Here is a 19302-nt window from a genome sequence, read left to right on the forward strand (position 1 = left end):
CATGTTTGACACATTAACACACGGAGAATTATTGAAGAAAACGGCAATGGAAGTGGAAGCGGACATTGCCGGCATTCATAAACAAATAGAAGAAATCAGCGAGCGAAATGAGTGGAGAGTGCTTCAAAGCTATAGAAAACACAAAGTAAGCGACACTCATTTCACGCCGTCTACTGGATACGGCTATGATGATATCGGAAGAGACACGCTTGAAAGCATATATGCGGATGTGTTTGGCGGAGAAGCGGGGCTTGTAAGGCCGCAAATCATTTCAGGCACACATGCCATTTCAATTGCTTTGTTCGGTGTCCTCAGACCGGGGGACGAGCTCCTTTATATCACGGGCAAGCCGTATGATACGCTAGAGGAAATTGTGGGCGTCAGGGGTGGAGAAAACGCTGGATCGTTAAAGGATTTTCAAATCGGCTATAATGCGGTTGAACTGACGAAAGACGGAAAGATAGACTATGATGCAGTCGCCGCTGCGATCAATCCGAAGACAAAAGTAATCGGCATTCAGCGCTCAAAAGGATATGCGAATCGCCCTTCTTTCTTAATTAGTGAAATAAAAGAAATGATCCGTTTTGTAAAAGAAATCAATGAAAACCTGATCGTCTTTGTGGACAACTGTTATGGAGAATTTGTGGAAGAGCTTGAGCCTTGCCATGTCGGAGCCGATCTGATGGCGGGATCTCTCATTAAAAATCCCGGCGGTGGCCTTGCGAAAACAGGCGGCTACCTCGTCGGAAAAGCGAAATGGATTGAAGCTTGCTCATACCGTATGACGTCACCCGGTATCGGCAGAGAAGCGGGGGCATCTCTTTACTCGCTCCAAGAAATGTACCAAGGCTTCTTTTTGGCGCCTCACGTTGTGTCTCAAAGTCTAAAGGGAGCGGTGTTTACAGCGAGATTCCTTGAAAAACTCGGCTTCACTTCAAACCCGAAATGGGATGCGAAAAGAACGGATTTAATACAATCCGTTGAGTTTTCTGACAGAGAAAAGATGATTGCTTTTTGCCAGGCTATTCAATTTGCATCGCCAATCAATGCTCATGTGACGCCTTATCCAGCCTACATGCCTGGATACGAAGATGATGTCATTATGGCAGCAGGAACGTTTATTCAAGGAGCAAGCATCGAATTATCAGCTGATGGCCCTATCCGCCCGCCGTATGTAGCGTATGTTCAGGGAGGATTAACCTATTCGCATGTGAAGAATGCCATATGCAGTGCAGTGGATTCATTGATGGAAAAGCAATTAATTTAAATTTTTTAAAAATTTCTCTGGATTTGATGTTAAGAATCCTTACATCGTATTGACACATAATATAACATCACCTATAATGAAACTAAGTTAAGAAAAGGAGGAAATTGAGATGAGTGATAATATTCGCCGCTCAATGCCTTTATTTCCAATAGGAATTGTCATGCAGTTAACTGAGTTATCAGCAAGACAAATTCGATATTATGAGGAAAATGGACTGATATTTCCAGCCAGAAGTGAAGGAAATAGACGATTATTTTCATTTCATGATGTAGATAAACTGTTAGAAATCAAGCACCTGATAGAACAAGGTGTAAACATGGCAGGAATTAAACAGATTCTGGCGAAAGCCGAAGCCGAGCCAGAACAAAAACAAAACGAGAAGACGAAAAAACCAATGAAACATGATCTGTCCGATGACGAACTGAGACAGCTCCTGAAAAACGAGCTCATGCAAGCCGGCCGTTTTCAAAGAGGGAATACATTCCGTCAAGGCGACATGTCCCGCTTCTTTCATTAATCCGTTAGCAACTGTTTTGCTATATACATTTACCTTTTAAGAGGAGGAATTTTACCAAATGGCAAAGTACACTAGAGAAGATATCGAAAAATTAGTAAAAGAAGAAAACGTGAAGTATATCCGCCTTCAATTTACTGACATTCTTGGAACAATCAAGAATGTTGAGATTCCTGTAAGCCAGCTTGGAAAAGCGCTTGATAATAAAGTCATGTTTGACGGTTCTTCTATTGAGGGATTCGTTCGTATCGAAGAGTCAGACATGTACCTGTATCCAGATCTAAATACATTTGTTATCTTCCCATGGACAGCTGAAAAAGGTAAAGTAGCACGTTTCATCTGTGATATTTACAATCCGGATGGCACACCTTTCGAAGGTGACCCGCGAAACAACTTAAAACGGATTCTGAAAGAAATGGAAGACCTCGGCTTCAGTGATTTTAACCTTGGACCTGAGCCTGAATTCTTCTTATTCAAATTGGACGAAAAAGGCGAGCCGACGCTTGAACTAAACGACAAAGGCGGATATTTCGACTTAGCTCCAACTGATTTAGGAGAAAACTGCCGCCGCGATATCGTACTTGAGCTTGAAGAGATGGGCTTTGAAATCGAAGCGTCTCACCACGAAGTAGCACCTGGTCAGCACGAAATCGACTTTAAATATGCTGGAGCAGTCCGCTCTTGTGATGACATCCAAACATTTAAACTAGTTGTCAAAACAATTGCCCGCAAACACGGCCTGCATGCGACATTTATGCCAAAACCATTGTTCGGTGTGAACGGTTCAGGTATGCACTGCAATCTATCACTCTTCAAAAATGGTGTTAACGCATTCTTTGACGAAAACGCAGATCTTCAGTTAAGTGAAACAGCGAAACACTTCATTGCAGGTATCGTGAAGCACGCAACAAGCTTTACAGCAGTAACAAACCCGACAGTAAACTCTTACAAACGTCTTGTTCCTGGCTATGAAGCACCTTGCTATGTAGCATGGAGCGCGCAAAACAGAAGCCCGCTTATCCGTATCCCGGCTTCCCGCGGCATCAGCACACGTGTTGAAGTACGCAGCGTAGACCCAGCTGCAAACCCATACCTTGCACTTAGCGTATTGCTTGCTGCAGGATTAGACGGAATCAAAAACAAACTGGAAGCGCCGGCTCCAATCGACCGCAACATCTATGTGATGAGCAAAGAAGAGCGCATGGAAAACGGAATCGTTGACCTTCCAGCAACACTTGCGGAAGCACTAGAAGAATTCAAATCAAACGAAGTCATGGTCAAAGCGCTGGGCGAACACCTATTCGAACACTTCATCGAAGCAAAAGAAATCGAATGGGATATGTTCCGCACGCAAGTTCACCCTTGGGAACGCGAACAGTATATGTCTCAGTATTAATCTCTCAATCCCTTGACACTATTGGTGTCAAGGGATTTTTATGTTAATAGGTAATAAATTATAGAGCGGCACTGCTAAAAGCAGGTCGCTTTTATTTATGTCACTAATAAGACAATGTACTAAATTTTTAAGTAGGAAAATAATTTTATGCTTAAGGAAAGCAATACGCATAAATAATTCGACAAATTCTGTGGTAGTTTCTTTGTTCAATACTTCTACCAGCAATAGATGAGTGAAGTAGATGCTTAACATTGACACTATAACCAAATAAATACATAATTGTGTTAAAATCTAAATCAATTTTTTCAAAAAGGAGATTTCTATGAAAAAATTGACTATCTTTTCCGGGGGATTAGGAGCGGTTTTTTCTGTACTGGCTCAACTGTTTGCGGTTATAGATGACTCTTACACTTTGGGGAATTTATGGTTTTTAGGTGCTTTGGCGGGAATTATAACCATGCTTGCTTCAATCCAGACAAATAATAAACCAGTCTTCAACATATTATTAATTGCTAGTTCAGTAATAGGTCTACTTGGAACTGGTCTTGTATACATCATACCAACACTGTTCAATATAATAATAATTTATAAATTTTCAAAAGTAAGCCAATAAGCCAATGGAAAAATTAAGGTTCTTTTTTTATTTAACATCCCTTTGACAAGGTCGGTGATGAATCGCAGAATGCTTATGCTTGCAACTGGACCACACAGCTGGGGCATCCGTGGGCATGATTATCGAACGCCATATTTCTAGGATACCGGAATTGAAACATTTGCTGAGGCATTTCGTGAAGCTGATCACCAAATGACCATTTTCATAGAGGCACGTCTAAAGAAGCTATCATAGGAGGACAACAATGTGTGGAAAGCTTTAAGTCAATTACTCAAGAAACAGAAAAATCAAAGCCCAAGCGATGAAGATTATATACAGATTCCAGAAAAGGATTTTAATCTAGAATTAAAACAAATGATATTTGAGTTGGAGAGCCAGGGGGAAGTAGTATCGAAAAAGCTGCAGAATAAGTATATAGATGTTTTTGAAGCACAGGGTAAACCAAACCTTAGCATCAAAATTTGTAGAGACATAGATGGAGATGTGCTAAATGATTTTACAGCTGAGAGATGTTTTGAAAAAGAGTACCGTTCACAAATAGCAATTAATTACTATCAACCTGCAATAGTCTGTGATGAAGAATTAGACTGTTTCACAATGGATTTGTGGTATTACTACGGTGGATATAAGGGTACAGGTTATGGAACATTATTCGATTTAAATAATAATGACTTAGAAAAAGAAATTGAAGAAACGCTAATATTTTTACTCAATGACAAACAATTCAAGAAATAAAAAAGAAAGCCGCAAAGAGCTTTCAATCAACGTTCATTTGCTTAGTTGTCTTGATCCTTGTCCATTTTATGTTGGTAAAGCAGGGTGGGGAACTAGGCACTCCATTCAGATATTTCTTTCTTAACTCAGTCAATTTTTAAACGTTTCTTCACTTATATCTAGGATTTGAAAAAATAAAAAAATAATGAATAATTGAATTTTTTTGTTATATTAAATATAGCGTTGGAAATATGAAAGGTGGATTAAAAATGAAATATGAAAAAGTTTTAGATTCAACATCTCCATATGGGCCTCAAGGCCTTTTAGAAAAAGAGGGGCTTTTAATATCTACTAGATTCTGGGCAAATACTCAAGCGGATATTCTTACTGGAACGGGTTTACCTGTGAGCGATGAAGAGATGAAAACTTATCTGGCTATACCGGATGACGTTGAAATTCCTCAAGATTTTCAAAAAATATATGATGTTTATAACGAATATAAACAGTTGTGTAACTGGTGGATGAAGAATTTATTCAGCAGTGTTCTTAATATGGTTAACGATATTAATAATATTGGATCTTTGGCAACTAGAACGATAAATAGTGATATAAAATTATTACAAATAATGTCTAACGATAGCAATGAACAAGGAAGACAAGAGGCTGCGAAGCAATTTCAGTCTTCCTGTTCAAAGCTTGCTGCAATACTCAATCAACAACAACAGTCTATGAAAGAGGTTCAAAACCAATTAAATTCCCTCCTTCAAGGTAGTAACGACTGTATAGGTGTTAGACAATTGAATAATTCTTTAGAAAAAGAAGTCGCATATTTAGATTCACAGTATAATGATGAGAGTGAGATACATGATTCAATAAATATGTTTTTAGAATTAAAAAAATTATTGGGTATATTTGTTGAAGGTCATGATATTAATGAGAAAGTAAAATTCAGCTTTGAACTAGGGCCTCTATTTGGTTTTATTGTATCTGAAATATTAGAGTGTTCTGATATACAATCAGTTAAACAACAAATTGATCATTTTCTGAATATGTTAAACAATATGGATGCACAACTTTCTTTAGAAGTAAAAGTTTTGGGGATGCTTCACAGTATCAATATAGACCTGGTTAATGTAATAGCCCAAGCAGAAAAGTCTAAGGAGTTTATAGGACAAATCGAAGGCATCTGGCATTCTATAACAAATCAATTTTATTCACTCGCTCAAGGGTATGAGAATGAGGATATCAATAAGCTTTCTGCGGATCTTGATCATGCTGCCGCCACTTGGAAAACTGTTGCTAATAAAGCAAAAGAGTTTGTAACAAATTCATACCAAGGGTAAAAGAAAAATAAGGGCCTGAAAGGGCTCTTTTGCTTATAGTCATATTTCCCGTAAGTATTACTTTTTGGATTTATTAAATTTTAAAGCGTGTTTGTTTCACTGAATTCATAGTCAAAAGGGGAATGTTTTTATGCTTGGAATCAACGTTGAAAAATCAAATGAAAACTTAATTATCAATTGGCAGCTATCCAAAATTGAAATTCCAATCAAAGAAATCAATGATGTATTTCTTGATCCAAACTATGGGGGAGAGGAAAAAAGTGCAGTTAGGATCGGGTTTCCTTATGGCTCTACGGATAGGGTAGTGATTAAAACAGCAAATCACACTTACATTTTGTTCACCACTAATGCTGCTTTAATTATGAATAAAATTGTTTCTTTATAAACAGTTTATGCCCCTTTTAAATTTATTTATTAATGTTCTGTGTGGGAAAAATTTAATGAGGTGATTTAAGGAGGAGCATTTATGGAAGAAGGAAAGTTAGTTCACATGACTCTAGATGGTATTAAGAAAGCAGTTTCTAAATATGGTACATTCCCTATGTTTCATCATGGAGGATATGTCATGGAAGATGCTACTTTTCATTTCAAAGATCCTGCTAGTCCTCAAGAAATTAGCGATATAGAACAGAAGCTAGGTGTTACTTTCCCTAATGACTATAAAGAGTTTTTGTTACAGCACAATGGGATGGAAATGTTTGATGGGATTGAAATACTTAGCTTAGAGGGAATCATTGAATATAATGAGGTTCAAGATTTCCCAGAGGGATACGTTTTAATTGGATATCATTTTGATGGAAGATATGTCATAGACACAAACAAATCAAAAAATGGATTAGGCTATATGCTATATCTAGACTCAATTGATGATATTGAAGATGCGATTAACTTAGATTCTAATTTCGAGATATGGTTTGATATGCTAGTGTCTTCAAATGGAACGAAATATTGGGAAGTAAATCCGAATCTCCAAGAGTACTATAAACTGGTTTCAGAATAACACTTCGGCAAAAGAAAAAATTATGACTAATTTCAACAACCAAAGAATCTGCAATTTGAGGGAAGTATAATGACAATTTACGAGCAAATTAAAGATGCTTTGAAAAATAAGATCAATGAGTTGGTTTCACCCTCAAGAATTAAAGAAAACCCTTCAAGAAAAATACGGAACTAATCCGGATAGCATTATTTTATCAGATTATTGTTATAACCGGTTTCTAGCAAGAGGCAATATTGTTAATAAGGATAGTCATTTAAAGAAGTTATTGTTGTCTTCATATTGAAATAAAGATTAAGTATATTTGAGGGGAGTTAGTTACTTTAATGCACATAACAACAAAAAGGTTATTGATACGTGAATTTGAATGCAAAGATTGGCAGGCTGTATATGAGTATACATCTGATAGTAATGTAATGAAGTATATACCTGAAGGAGTTTTTAGTGAAGAAGATGCAAAGGCATTTGTAAATAAAAACAAAGGTGATAACGCTGAAAAATTCCCTGTCATACTAAGAGATGAAGACTTTCTTATAGGTCATATTGTTTTTTATAAGTATTTTGGTGAACATACATATGAAATTGGGTGGGTGTTTAATCCGAATTATCAAAATAAAGGGTATGCTTCTGAGGCAGCACAAGCTATTTTGGAATATGGATTTAAAGAAATGAACTTACATAGGATTATAGCTACGTGTCAACCTGAGAATATTCCCTCATACCGAGTTATGGAGAAGATTGGAATGAGAAGAGAAGGATTTTTTAAAAAATGTATTCCAAAAGGCAATGAATGGTGGGATGAATATTATTACGCTATTTTAGAGGAAGAGTGGAATTGAACTTTATTGAGTGCGGCAATACAAACAAAATATCACCCTCTACTTAGAACATATTAGTTAAATGAAGGTGATATATAAAGTGATATGACAGTGATTAAATGGGATTCAATGAGCTCCGGTGAATTGTTTTTGGGTGAGTTCACTAAGGATGATACCTGATACGCAGCCATACCATTCGAGCGTTAATCATTTTATAACTGATCTTTTCACTTTTGCCCACGGGGGAATAAGATCCTATTTAAGTTTGCCAGACGATTGTTTGATCCGTTGTTGATGATTGTCAGGATTTTTTGTGAAGGAATATCTTTATATAGTGGTTGATTATTCCCTTCTGGTAAAAATTGATCTATGTTGAATTGCTTAACATGTCATTGAACTCAGAGAATAAAGTGAACCTGCCACAGATGTTCATTATCTTTTAGGGGGTTCCAAAAAGACCGTATTCCTATCGATCGCTCAGAGTGAAAATGGTATACTAAAGTTACAATCACAGGAAGGAATTACAATTTTTCTAGGTCTACATAAAATCATCTGATTAATCGAAAGTGAGAATGTGATGAATGAATTTAATAGGGTATATGGAGGAAAGGTTTCAAAACCTCGAATTAATTCCTAGCATCTATAATCAATGGGGCACAGGAATCCATTTTTGTCTTGAGGAAAATATCTATCAACTCAAAGCAAATGAAGAATTGAATTTAAAGATGTTTCGGGTTGTATATGAACAAACCTCAATCATTTTTAATGAATTATTTGAACAAAATGATGACATATTCCTTGTGACGAATATGTATAAGCACAAAAAGAAAGAGAAATGTATAAGAAAATTAAAGGTGTATCAACCGTTTCTAAAATGTAAAAATCATTTGAATCAAATTATGGTGAAGACATATCCCTACCCTTTCGAAATCAATAAAGCTGAAGAATACGAGATGCAACAATTTTCCCTGTTATGCAAACCTCGAGACTTACGTGTAACTGAATTACTTAAAGCAGCCAGTAATGAGGATTTTCCACAAAAACCGAAATTCGGAGGTTACTCTATTGATTACCCTGATGTTTTCTTTGTGAACATTACAAAAGACATTATTTTCTTTATCTATGATGACCGCGGATGCGAAGTCATAGCTCATGATTTCAAACGAATACGTCCACTTTATGAAAAATATCACGACTGGGTAGAAGAGTATAAGTGCATGTAATACTCTTTTATAAAACAATTTATATCAGGAAAGGCAGAATTAGATTATGAGGGCCTTACATACAAGATTTAAACGGTTATTGAAACTGAGAAACTTAGAATTTTTTCAGTTGGTATTATGTGATGATGAGAGATCTGCATTTTTATTAGTAGTTGATAAAAGATTAGTGGATTTTGATTCTCAAGGCGGAAACCATATTAGTGTTTATTTAGTTACTCACTTTGAGTTATCTGATCAGTCGTATAAAGATGTATTAAGCTTTAATGATGATCTTTTGGGTATGAAGCATAACTGTTCGTATGCAATGGATACTCTAAGCGTTAAAGAGGAATTTGATTTCGATTTCCCATTTAATATGCTTGCAATAAAAAGCTACGTACAAGAATTAATAAAAATGTTAGGGATTGATATCACTCTGCCTGAAATGAAAGAAAGAGATTTTGACAAACTTTCTCAAGACTAAATAAAACTACAATTTTAAGGAGAACGGAGACTTGCTTTCAATATGAATATTAGAAAAGCTGCAGCTATTTTTTCAATCACGATTCCAATTATCTCAGCTATCTTAATTATTAATTTTTTTACGGGAGTTATGTCAATTCCGTGGCAAGGAATGCCGGTGTTTTTTCCATTATTACTTTCTCCTATAGGAATCATTTTAGCGTTCGTTTCAATAAAGACAAATAAACGGTGTGCTGTATGTGGGATTGTCTTAAATGCCATTATGTTTCCATTTCCTTTTTTCTGGTTTATAGCAGGGACTTTGTTTTTTGGAGTTTAAAATCCATTAGGCATTACGCTTATACATTGGTATTTTCGAGCTTGTCAAAAGAAGGAATAAAAAATTTCAGAATTGCTTGGCTTTACTTTATTTTGAAAGGGGTCGAGTAAGATGGATAGGAAAAAGGATGAAATACAAAGAAAATATAGGGAATAATTGAGGGAGAAGAAAGATCGAGAAAGAGAAGATGGCAGTTCACATGCTTTTGAGATTGTTGTTGTAATAGCCATCATTATTTTAATGTTGTTCTTTAATTCAGTATCAAGGCCTTTTAGATAAAAGAATCCTTTTAAAATGACCTTCAATCCAATTCTGAGTACTGATACTCAATTTATTTTTCTTGTGAGAAAAGGGTTTAAATGAGTTTGTGGTATTTACTACATGAAACAAATTGAGGGCTTAAGAAAAATCAAGAAACAATTGAATCTTAGTAATCATACAACAAATATTAGGGAGGTAAAAATGAAATTGTATAATGAATTTATCAATATAGCTAAAACGTTTAATAAAGAGTTAGGCATAATTCCATTATTATATGGATCTTTAGGTCTTGAAAAGGTAACTGGGTTAGACTTTTCCCCAGAAGATATTGATCTCCTTATTCCTTTAATTTTTTTAGAGGAAAAGTGGGAAAAACTAAAAAAAGTGATGGAACTGCATGGATACAAAATGGTTGATTTACATGAGCATGAATTTAAGAAAACTAATACAAAAATAGGCATTGCTTACATTGAGGATTTAAAAGCATTTGCAGATGTAGACTATAATAATCTAGAGGTTTTTGAAGATGGCGGAGCGAAATATCATTTGCTAACGATTGATGATTACCTCAAGGTTTATAAAAAGTCTTTATTAGATGGTTATAGAAGAAGGAAGAAGAATCATAAAGACCAAAGTAAAATTAACATATTGAATAAATTAATACGGAATTAATTTCTGTATTCTCTTTTGTTTCCAGTCTCAATTAAAATTTTTAAGATTAAAATAAGTTTGAAAGGATAAATCATAGTGTTTAACACAGCCATTAATCCTCAGACAGTCAAAAAGCCATTTCTACTCCGGTTGAAAGCTTTTCAATTTTTGCTTCTTATTTATCTTTCCTGTATTGATATATGTATGTAGGGTTGGACTTATAACATAAACTATTCTGGCCATTCCTGTTCTTTCAATTCATGACCGGGCTTGCCATCAGCATAAATCTAGGCTAACAGTCTCCATACATCCTGTGATCACCTTTATCAAACTCTTAAATGCAACTTACCACTAACCAATTCTTTATTTCGCATAGATCATCTTTGTCATGTGTTTACACAAGAATCTGTTTTGGACTAATCGTCGTTAACTGATACATGACATTCGCAAATATTTGAGACACTGAATATAACGAAACAGTCAAAAATCAATATTTAATTCATTCTGCTTAAACTTTCTGAAAAAGATGTTGAAAAAGTTGAAAGGATTTTATAATATTAAATCAAGTTAGTTTGTTCGATCAACAAACTAATAAAATGAACTTTCATTATCCACAAGATAAGATCTTACTAATATGGATGGAAGGGGGATAAGAGGGTCGATTTAATGGAGCTAAACAATATAAGAAACGAAAGAATGAGGCTTTTATCCTTTTCCAAGTATATAAGGTATGACGAAAAAAGATGAATTTTTTGCTTGCTGATCACCATATTTTTTGCATTGTTTTGAAAGCGCTTTTATAAAAGTTTACTGACCGTAAATTCGAGAAATTGTTATACCGTTTCACACTGTTCCATATTAAAGGATCGAAAAGGGGAGAAATCATGCTCAGTGAAAATGTAAAGAAGATTAGCATGGTTGAAAAAGTTGGATATGCGTCTGGAGATTTTGCTTGTAATTTAATTTATGCAACAGTGTCTACGTATCTTTTGTTCTTCTATACAGATGTTTTTGGTTTATCGGCAGCAGCAGCCGGTACTATGTTTTTAGTGGTTAGAATAATCGACGCTCTCGCTGATCCTTTTATCGGAACAATAGTTGACAGAACGAACAGCAGATTTGGACGCTTTAGACCGTATCTTTTATTCGGAGCTTTTCCATTTGTCATACTGGCAATACTCTGTTTTACAACACCAGACTTTTCGGGTATGGGGAAATTAATATATGCCTATATAACCTATGTTGGCTTGTCGCTTACATACACAACGATAAACGTTCCATATGGCGCGTTAACTTCTGCAATGACTAGAAATAATCAAGAAGTTGTTAGTATAACTTCTGTTCGCATGTTATTTGCGAATCTTGGGGGACTTGTCGTTGCATTTTTTGTTCCCTTACTGGCTGCTTATTTAAGCGATACTTCCGGCAACGAGTCTCTTGGCTGGCAACTAACCATGGGTATTTTGGGAATGATAGGCGGGTGCCTTTTAATCTTTTGTTTTAAAAGCACAAAAGAGCGGGTCACTCTTCAAAAATCCGAAGAGAAAATTAAATTTACGGATATATTTGAGCAGTTTCGTGTTAATCGTCCACTTGTTGTATTAAGTATTTTCTTTATTATTATTTTTGGAGTGAATTCCATCAGTAATTCGGTTGGCATTTACTACGTAACGTATAACTTAGAAAGAGAGGATTTGGTGAAGTGGTACGGTTTGATAGGAAGTTTGCCCGCTTTGGTCATTTTACCGTTTATTCCAAGGCTTCATCAATTTTTGGGGAAAAAGAAATTACTAAACTATGCATTATTACTGAATATTATCGGCCTCTTAGCTTTACTGTTTGTTCCGCCAAGTAATGTTTACCTCATACTTTTCTGTCGATTAATCGCTGCTGCTGGAAGTCTCACTGCCGGGGGATATATGTGGGCGCTTATTCCTGAAACAATTGAATATGGAGAGTACAGGACTGGGAAAAGAATGGGTGGGCTCATTTACGCTATAATCGGATTTTTCTTTAAGTTTGGTATGGCCTTAGGAGGAGTTGTTCCGGGTCTGGTTCTTGATAAGTTTGGATATGTAGCAAATCAGGCACAAACCCCGACGGCATTAATGGGGATTTTAATTACAACAACCATTATTCCCGTGTTCTTGCTTGTTCTAGCTTTAATTGATATTAATTTCTATAACTTAGATGAGAAAAAATATAAAAACATGGTTCGAGAATTAGAGAATAGAGACAAAGTTTATTTGGATCATATTGATGATTTCAAGGCTTAAAAAAGAAAATAAACTGAGGAGGAGTCCCAAATGAAGATTACCAATCCCGTACTTAAAGGATTCAATCCCGATCCAAGTATTTGTAGAGCAGGAGAGGATTATTATATCGCTGTATCTACATTTGAGTGGTTTCCGGGAGTCCAGATACACCACTCAAAAGATTTAGTAAATTGGCACTTAGTTGCACATCCATTACAGAGAGTTTCACAATTAGACATGAAAGGAAACCCAAATTCAGGTGGAGTTTGGGCACCATGTTTAAGCTATAGTGATGGGAAGTTTTGGCTGATCTATACGGATGTTAAGGTAGTAGATGGCGCATGGAAAGATTGTCACAATTATTTAGTTACCTGTGAAACGATTAATGGTGATTGGAGTGAGCCGATTAAATTAAATAGCTCGGGGTTTGATGCTTCTTTGTTCCATGATACGGATGGAAAAAAGTATTTATTAAATATGTTATGGGATCACCGTATTGATCGGCACTCATTTGGAGGAATTGTTATACAGGAATATTCTGATAAAGAGCAAAAATTAATCGGTAAACCAAAAGTTATATTTGAAGGAACGGATAGAAAACTGACAGAAGCTCCGCACCTTTATCATATCGGGAACTATTATTATTTATTAACTGCAGAAGGAGGAACACGGTACGAACATGCTGCTACAATTGCCCGTTCTGCAAATATTGAGGGGCCATATGAAGTTCATCCCGATAATCCAATTTTAACGTCATGGCATGACCCAGGAAATCCATTGCAAAAATGTGGTCATGCATCCATTGTTCAAACACATACAGATGAGTGGTATTTAGCTCATTTAACGGGACGTCCTATTCATCCTGACGATGATTCAATTTTTCAGCAGAGAGGATACTGTCCTTTGGGCAGAGAAACAGCTATTCAAAAACTTTACTGGAAAGATGAATGGCCCTATGTAGTAGGTGGAAAAGAAGGAAGCTTGGAGGTAGATGCACCTTCTATACCCGAAACAATATTTGAAGCAACGTACCCGGAAGTTGATGAATTTGAGGATTCAACATTAAATATAAATTTTCAAACTTTAAGGATTCCATTCACGAATGAATTAGGTTCATTGACTCAAGCGCCAAATCATTTACGATTATTCGGTCATGAATCATTGACCTCGACATTTACTCAGGCATTTGTAGCCAGACGCTGGCAAAGTCTCCATTTTGAAGCCGAAACTGCTGTTGAGTTTTATCCGGAAAATTTTCAACAAGCCGCTGGATTGGTGAATTACTACAATACAGAGAACTGGACGGCTCTTCAAGTCACGCATGATGAAGAACTTGGCCGCATTCTTGAATTAACAATATGTGACAACTTTTCTTTTTCACAGCCATTACACAATAAAATTGTTATTCCTCGTGAAGTAAAGTATGTATATTTAAGAGTAAATATTGAAAAGGACAAATATTATTATTTCTATTCTTTTAACAAAGAAGATTGGCACAAAATTGACATTGCACTGGAATCGAAAAAATTATCAGATGATTACATCCGTGGGGGAGGATTCTTCACAGGGGCCTTTGTAGGGATGCAATGCCAAGATACCAGTGGTAATCATATTCCGGCCGACTTTAGATATTTTCGTTATAAAGAAAAATAATTTGCACATGAAAAAGGAGATTTCTATTTTAGAACTCCTTTTTCATATGAGAAGGTGCCTATGTCACTATTGCTTCAGAAATACTCCTAGAATAAAAAAACTCATCTTTAAAGATGAGCTGTCCATTCCTTAAAAAATTACATTGTAATCATGTCCAGAAAATGATCAATCACAATGGAGGACATTCCTAATGCCGGTGCATTCTGTCCTAAGGAAGATGGCAATAATTCATAGCTATTGCCTAATTGGGAATAAACCCTTGATGATACTTCACTTCTCATTGAATTTAAAACCATAGGATGCGATTCAATTATGCTATTTCTTAAAATTACGGCTTGTGGGTTGAAAGTATTTAGAATATTGGTAAGGCCTATTCCTAAATAGAATCCAAAATTCTGTAATGCGTTTAAGGTTCCGATATCATTTAGATGGGCGAGGTTTATGATATCTTGATAGGACAGTTTTTTCCCTTTGGTCTGAAGAGATTTTAATAAAGCCTTCTCTGAAGCATACAATTCCCAGCATCCTCGGTTTCCGCAACTGCATTTAGGACCATTAAAGTCTATTGTCATATGTCCCATTTCTCCAGAGAAGCCGCTTACTCCTCTATATAAATGGTTGTTGATAATAACACCGATCCCTATCCCTGTGCTGATACTTACGTAAATAATGTTATCGTGATTTTTTGCAGCTCCAAATACTTTTTCTCCATATGCGCCAGCATTTGCCTCATTTTCAATAAAAACAGGCACATTGTACTTCTCTTGTATCGAAGATTTTAAGTCAATATCTCTCCAGTTGGAGTTCGGAGTGAAAACAATTTTTTGATCTTTATCAATGAGTCCAGGCACGCAAATACCTATACCAATAAGCCCGTACGGAGATTGGGGCATTTGCGTAATAAAGTGATGAATCATATCAATCAAAATGTCTTTCGTTATTTCTGGAGAATTGGATTCCAAATGGCGGTATTGATCAAGAACGATTGTTCCTTCAAGGTCTGTTAAAATGCCATTGATATAATCCACACCAACATCTATTCCTACGGAGTATCCTGCCTTTTTATTAAAAACAAGCATGACAGGTCTTCTTCCGCCACTTGATTGTCCTTGACCTATTTCAAATACCAGATTTTCTTTCATTAACGTGCTTACCTGTGATGAAACAGTTGATTTATTTAATCCAGTCATTTCAGATAATTTTGCTCTTGAAATAGGTGAATTTTTAAGTATTTCTTTTAATAATAACTTTTGATTTACTTTTTTAACAAAGGCTTGATCTGCGATATCCACTTCATCCACTCCATTTGTATAACCTTTAAATTAAGTATGAACATAGTACATAGCGAATCTTATCTTTATTATATCTAATGTGTTCATAAAAAACTAAAAAAAATATTGAAAATACTGACGAGGTTATATAAGATGAAAATAAGTTAGTTTGTTTAAACAACAAACTAATAGGTAATGTACTTACTATATGAAATAAAATGCATCTGTATTTGAATGAATTTATTTTTAAGGGGGAAATCACATGGCTCAATCTCATTCCAGTTCAATCAACTATTTTGGAAGCGCAAACAAAGTGGTTTACGAAGGGAAAGATTCGACTAATCCTTTAGCATTTAAATATTATAATCCTCAAGAAGTAATCGGCGGAAAAACGATGAAAGAGCATTTGCGATTTTCTATTGCCTATTGGCATACATTTACCGCTGATGGAACAGACGTTTTTGGAGCAGGTACGATGCAAAGACCATGGGATCACTATAAAGGCATGGATCTAGCGAAGATGAGAGTAGAAGCAGCATTTGAGATGTTTGAAAAACTAGATGCACCATTCTTTGCTTTTCATGACCGGGATATTGCACCAGAAGGCAGTACGCTAAAAGAGACAAACCAAAATTTAGATATGATCGTGGGCATGATTAAAGATTACATGAGAAATAGCGGCGTTAAGCTATTATGGAATACCGCAAACATGTTTACGAATCCCCGTTTCGTCCATGGTGCCGCGACTTCTTGCAATGCAGATGTGTTTGCGTATGCTGCAGCACAAGTGAAAAAAGGGTTAGAAACAGCAAAAGAGCTTGGCGCTGAGAACTATGTATTTTGGGGCGGCCGTGAAGGATATGAAACATTGTTAAATACCGATTTAAAATTTGAGCTTGATAATTTGGCTAGATTTATGCATATGGCAGTGGATTATGCGAAGGAAATCGGGTACACAGGGCAGTTTTTGATTGAGCCAAAACCAAAAGAGCCGACCACCCATCAATACGATACAGATGCAGCAACAACCATTGCCTTTTTGAAGCAATATGGCTTAGACAATCATTTTAAATTAAATCTTGAAGCCAATCATGCCACATTAGCCGGGCATACATTCGAACATGAATTACGCATGGCAAGAGTACATGGTCTGCTTGGCTCTGTTGACGCAAACCAGGGTCATCCTCTTTTAGGCTGGGACACGGATGAATTTCCGACGGATTTATATTCTACGACATTAGCAATGTACGAAATCCTGCAAAATGGCGGCCTAGGAAGCGGCGGATTAAACTTTGACGCGAAGGTCAGAAGATCTTCTTTCGAGCCTGATGATCTAATATATGCCCATATTGCAGGGATGGATGCATTTGCAAGAGGATTGAAAGTTGCCCACAAATTAATCGAAGATCGTGTGTTTGAAGATGTGATTCAACATCGTTACCGCAGCTTTACTGAAGGGATTGGTCTTGAAATTATAGAAGGAAGAGCTAATTTCCACACACTTGAGCAATATGCGCTAAATCATAAATCAATTAAAAACGAATCGGGAAGACAGGAGAAATTAAAAGCGATATTGAACCAATACATTTTAGAAGTATAACAGGATAAGCTCCAGATCCTGCTATCAATACCAAATCACTGAATTACCCGTCATGATTCCTTTCCTATTGCTTGTTGTTATGACGGGTAACTTCTATAATTAGGATTTATTTAGAGTGAATGGTTTTTTAAAAGGGCAAGGAGTGAAAAAATGAAGTATGTCATTGGAATAGATCTTGGAACGAGTGCTGTTAAAACCATTTTAGTTAACCAAAACGGCAAGGTTTGTGCAGAAACGTCCAAAAGGTATCCGCTCATCCAAGAGAAGGCGGGATATAGTGAGCAAAATCCTGAAGACTGGGTGCAGCAAACAATTGAAGCATTGACTGAATTGGTTTCTATATCCAATGTTCAAGCCAAGGATATTGACGGGATAAGCTATTCGGGACAAATGCATGGATTAGTACTGCTTGACCAAGATCGTCAGGTGTTACGTAATGCAATTCTTTGGAATGATACCAGAACAACGCCTCAATGTATAAGGATGACCGAGAAATTTGGCGATCATCTTCTTGACATCACAAAAAACCGTGTTTTAGAAGGGTTTACATTACCTAAAATGTTATGGGTAAAGGAACATGAACCTGAACTTTTTAAAAAAGCTGCTGTGTTTTTGCTTCCGAAAGACTACGTGCGATTCCGTATGACCGGTGTCATTCACACCGAATACTCCGATGCAGCAGGAACTTTACTTTTACATATTACTCGCAAGGAGTGGAGCAATGATATTTGCAATCAAATTGGTATTTCTGCAGATATTTGTCCTCCGCTTGTTGAATCTCATGATTGTGTAGGATCGCTGCTTCCGCACGTTGCCGCGAAGACCGGGCTATTAGAAAAAACAAAAGTGTACGCTGGGGGAGCAGATAATGCTTGCGGCGCTATTGGAGCAGGTATCCTTTCTTCCGGAAAAACATTATGCAGTATTGGGACGTCAGGGGTCATACTTTCCTACGAAGAAGAAAAAGAAAGAGACTTTAAAGGGAAAGTCCACTTTTTTAATCATGGAAAAAAGGATTCTTTTTATACGATGGGCGTCACGCTCGCTGCAGGATACAGCTTGGACTGGTTTAAAAGAACGTTTGCACCAAACGAATCGTTTGAGCAATTATTGCAGGGGGTGGAAGCTATTCCGATAGGAGCCAATGGACTGCTATACACTCCTTATTTGGTTGGTGAAAGAACGCCGCATGCTGATTCTTCTATTCGGGGAAGCTTGATCGGAATGGATGGAGCCCATAATAGAAAGCATTTTTTGAGGGCAATAATGGAAGGTATCACATTCTCTTTACATGAATCAATTGAGCTATTCCGCGAAGCGGGAAAATCAGTTCATACTGTTGTTTCTATTGGTGGGGGAGCTAAAAATGATACGTGGCTGCAAATGCAAGCTGATATTTTCAATACGAGGGTAATTAAGTTAGAAAATGAACAAGGGCCAGCTATGGGGGCTGCAATGCTGGCTGCCTTTGGAAGCGGTTGGTTTGAATCACTTGAAGAATGTGCAGAGCAGTTCATTCGTGAGGCTGCTGCATTTTATCCAAAGGCACAAAATGTTCAAAAATATAAAACACTATTTGATTTGTATAAGAACATTTATACTCACACAAAGGATCTCAATACAGCTTTGAAGAGCTTTCGAAAAAACTAATGATGTTATTGTCCGGAGATCAACCGAAAAACAATTAATGATCAATCATCATCAAAGGCCTTTGATGACATGGCTGCCTTCTTTTGAAAAGATGGTGAGAATAAGGTATCGCAACCTTTAAACAGTATTGGAGTGTCCAGCAGACAAAACGAACGAGCGGAACCGTATTCTGTCAGCGAACACTTCAAGAAGTGGAGAAGCTTAGGAATGCCAATGGGTAAGATGTATGAAACCGCGCTAACGACGGTAGAGGGATCTCTTGATTTATGATGAAATAGGAAGGATGTTTACACAC

At 36.5% G+C, this 19302-nt stretch carries 17 protein-coding genes and 6 pseudogenes; 20 read left to right on the plus strand and 3 right to left on the minus strand.

The window, feature by feature from the left end; all coding sequences use genetic code 11:
* Window position 1 precedes the first annotated feature (1 nt).
* The 5 genes from QF06_RS07770 (at window position 2) to QF06_RS07790 (ending at window position 4525) form a co-directional block, all read left to right on the plus strand.
* Window positions 2-1267 carry a methionine gamma-lyase family protein gene (locus tag QF06_RS07770; protein WP_041850806.1) on the plus strand — a complete coding sequence of 422 codons (1266 nt, stop codon included), beginning with the start codon at window positions 2-4 and terminating at the stop codon, window positions 1265-1267.
* A gap of 109 nt (window positions 1268-1376) precedes the next feature.
* On the plus strand, window positions 1377-1784 hold the full coding sequence (gene glnR / locus QF06_RS07775) for a transcriptional repressor GlnR (RefSeq protein ID WP_003238341.1): 408 nt from the start codon (window positions 1377-1379) through the stop codon (window positions 1782-1784).
* A gap of 58 nt (window positions 1785-1842) precedes the next feature.
* On the plus strand, window positions 1843-3177 hold the full coding sequence (gene glnA, locus QF06_RS07780) for a type I glutamate--ammonia ligase (RefSeq protein WP_003231737.1): 1335 nt from the start codon (window positions 1843-1845) through the stop codon (window positions 3175-3177).
* A 322-nt stretch (window positions 3178-3499) separates the two neighbouring features.
* Window positions 3500-3790 carry a hypothetical protein gene (locus QF06_RS07785; protein ID WP_041850805.1) on the plus strand — a complete coding sequence of 97 codons (291 nt, stop codon included), beginning with the start codon at window positions 3500-3502 and terminating at the stop codon, window positions 3788-3790.
* 246 nt (window positions 3791-4036) lie between these two features.
* Window positions 4037-4525, plus strand: a complete 489-nt coding sequence (locus QF06_RS07790; protein WP_041850804.1) for a hypothetical protein — start codon at window positions 4037-4039, stop codon at window positions 4523-4525.
* A gap of 41 nt (window positions 4526-4566) precedes the next feature.
* Here the strand turns inward: QF06_RS07790 and QF06_RS22335 are convergent.
* Window positions 4567-4672 (minus strand): annotated as a pseudogene (locus QF06_RS22335) (excalibur calcium-binding domain-containing protein); the annotation flags it as partial.
* Window positions 4673-5583: 911 nt separating this feature from the next.
* On the opposite strand from QF06_RS22335, the pseudogene QF06_RS22090 reads away from it, so the two are divergent.
* The 5 genes and pseudogenes from QF06_RS22090 to QF06_RS07810 all read left to right on the plus strand — a co-directional run.
* Window positions 5584-5847, plus strand: a pseudogene (locus tag QF06_RS22090) (hypothetical protein); the annotation flags it as partial.
* A 130-nt stretch (window positions 5848-5977) separates the two neighbouring features.
* On the plus strand, window positions 5978-6232 hold the full coding sequence (locus QF06_RS07800; RefSeq protein ID WP_015252034.1) for a SunI/YnzG family protein: 255 nt from the start codon (window positions 5978-5980) through the stop codon (window positions 6230-6232).
* Between the two features lie 180 nt (window positions 6233-6412).
* Window positions 6413-6847: an SMI1/KNR4 family protein gene (locus QF06_RS07805; protein ID WP_072175706.1), complete on the plus strand. Its 435-nt coding sequence runs from the start codon at window positions 6413-6415 to the stop codon at window positions 6845-6847.
* 69 nt (window positions 6848-6916) lie between these two features.
* Window positions 6917-7064, plus strand: a pseudogene (locus tag QF06_RS21075) (DUF7225 domain-containing protein); the annotation flags it as partial.
* Window positions 7065-7170: 106 nt separating this feature from the next.
* A complete protein-coding gene (locus tag QF06_RS07810; protein WP_041850801.1) occupies window positions 7171-7683 on the plus strand; it encodes a GNAT family N-acetyltransferase in 513 nt (170 codons plus the stop codon).
* Between the two features lie 175 nt (window positions 7684-7858).
* On the opposite strand, the pseudogene QF06_RS21755 reads toward QF06_RS07810, so the two are convergent.
* Window positions 7859-8089: pseudogene (locus QF06_RS21755) on the minus strand (SOS response-associated peptidase family protein); the annotation flags it as partial.
* Between the two features lie 154 nt (window positions 8090-8243).
* On the opposite strand from QF06_RS21755, the gene QF06_RS07815 reads away from it, so the two are divergent.
* From QF06_RS07815 to xynB, 7 genes and pseudogenes are all read left to right on the plus strand, one after another.
* Window positions 8244-8885: a DUF3885 domain-containing protein gene (locus QF06_RS07815; protein WP_041850800.1), complete on the plus strand. Its 642-nt coding sequence runs from the start codon at window positions 8244-8246 to the stop codon at window positions 8883-8885.
* Window positions 8886-8994: 109 nt separating this feature from the next.
* Complete coding sequence (locus QF06_RS07820; protein ID WP_031314953.1) at window positions 8995-9348, plus strand: hypothetical protein; 354 nt, start codon at window positions 8995-8997, stop codon at window positions 9346-9348.
* Between the two features lie 42 nt (window positions 9349-9390).
* Window positions 9391-9666, plus strand: coding sequence for a hypothetical protein (locus QF06_RS21080; protein WP_041850799.1), 276 nt, complete (start codon window positions 9391-9393; stop codon window positions 9664-9666).
* Window positions 9667-9777: 111 nt separating this feature from the next.
* Window positions 9778-9945 (plus strand): annotated as a pseudogene (locus QF06_RS21085) (hypothetical protein).
* A gap of 183 nt (window positions 9946-10128) precedes the next feature.
* Window positions 10129-10599 carry a hypothetical protein gene (locus QF06_RS07830; RefSeq protein ID WP_041850798.1) on the plus strand — a complete coding sequence of 157 codons (471 nt, stop codon included), beginning with the start codon at window positions 10129-10131 and terminating at the stop codon, window positions 10597-10599.
* Between the two features lie 863 nt (window positions 10600-11462).
* Entirely contained in the window at window positions 11463-12854 is a 1392-nt protein-coding gene (locus tag QF06_RS07835; RefSeq protein ID WP_041850797.1) for an MFS transporter, read from the plus strand.
* 30 nt (window positions 12855-12884) lie between these two features.
* Window positions 12885-14486 (plus strand): xylan 1,4-beta-xylosidase, encoded by a 1602-nt coding sequence (gene xynB, locus QF06_RS07840; protein ID WP_041850796.1) that lies wholly within the window; start codon window positions 12885-12887, stop codon window positions 14484-14486.
* 137 nt (window positions 14487-14623) lie between these two features.
* Here the strand turns inward: xynB and xylR are convergent, their stop codons facing one another.
* On the minus strand, window positions 14624-15778 hold the full coding sequence (gene xylR / locus QF06_RS07845; RefSeq protein ID WP_041850795.1) for a transcriptional repressor XylR: 1155 nt from the start codon (window positions 15776-15778) through the stop codon (window positions 14624-14626).
* Between the two features lie 241 nt (window positions 15779-16019).
* Here xylR and xylA point away from each other — a divergent pair, with 241 nt between their 5' ends.
* The 3 genes and pseudogenes from xylA to QF06_RS21090 all read left to right on the plus strand — a co-directional run.
* The gene (xylA, locus tag QF06_RS07850) at window positions 16020-17357 is read left to right on the plus strand and encodes a xylose isomerase (protein ID WP_041850794.1); all 1338 of its coding nucleotides are present in this window, start codon (window positions 16020-16022) and stop codon (window positions 17355-17357) included.
* Between the two features lie 150 nt (window positions 17358-17507).
* A complete protein-coding gene (gene xylB, locus QF06_RS07855; protein WP_043940126.1) occupies window positions 17508-19007 on the plus strand; it encodes a xylulokinase in 1500 nt (499 codons plus the stop codon).
* Between the two features lie 104 nt (window positions 19008-19111).
* Window positions 19112-19277: pseudogene (locus QF06_RS21090) on the plus strand (glycoside hydrolase family 11 protein); the annotation flags it as partial.
* Between the last annotated feature and the right edge of the window lie 25 nt (window positions 19278-19302).

The sequence above is a fragment of the Bacillus sp. YP1 genome, assembly GCF_000877815.1.
GTDB classification, from domain to species: domain Bacteria; phylum Bacillota; class Bacilli; order Bacillales; family Bacillaceae; genus Bacillus; species Bacillus subtilis.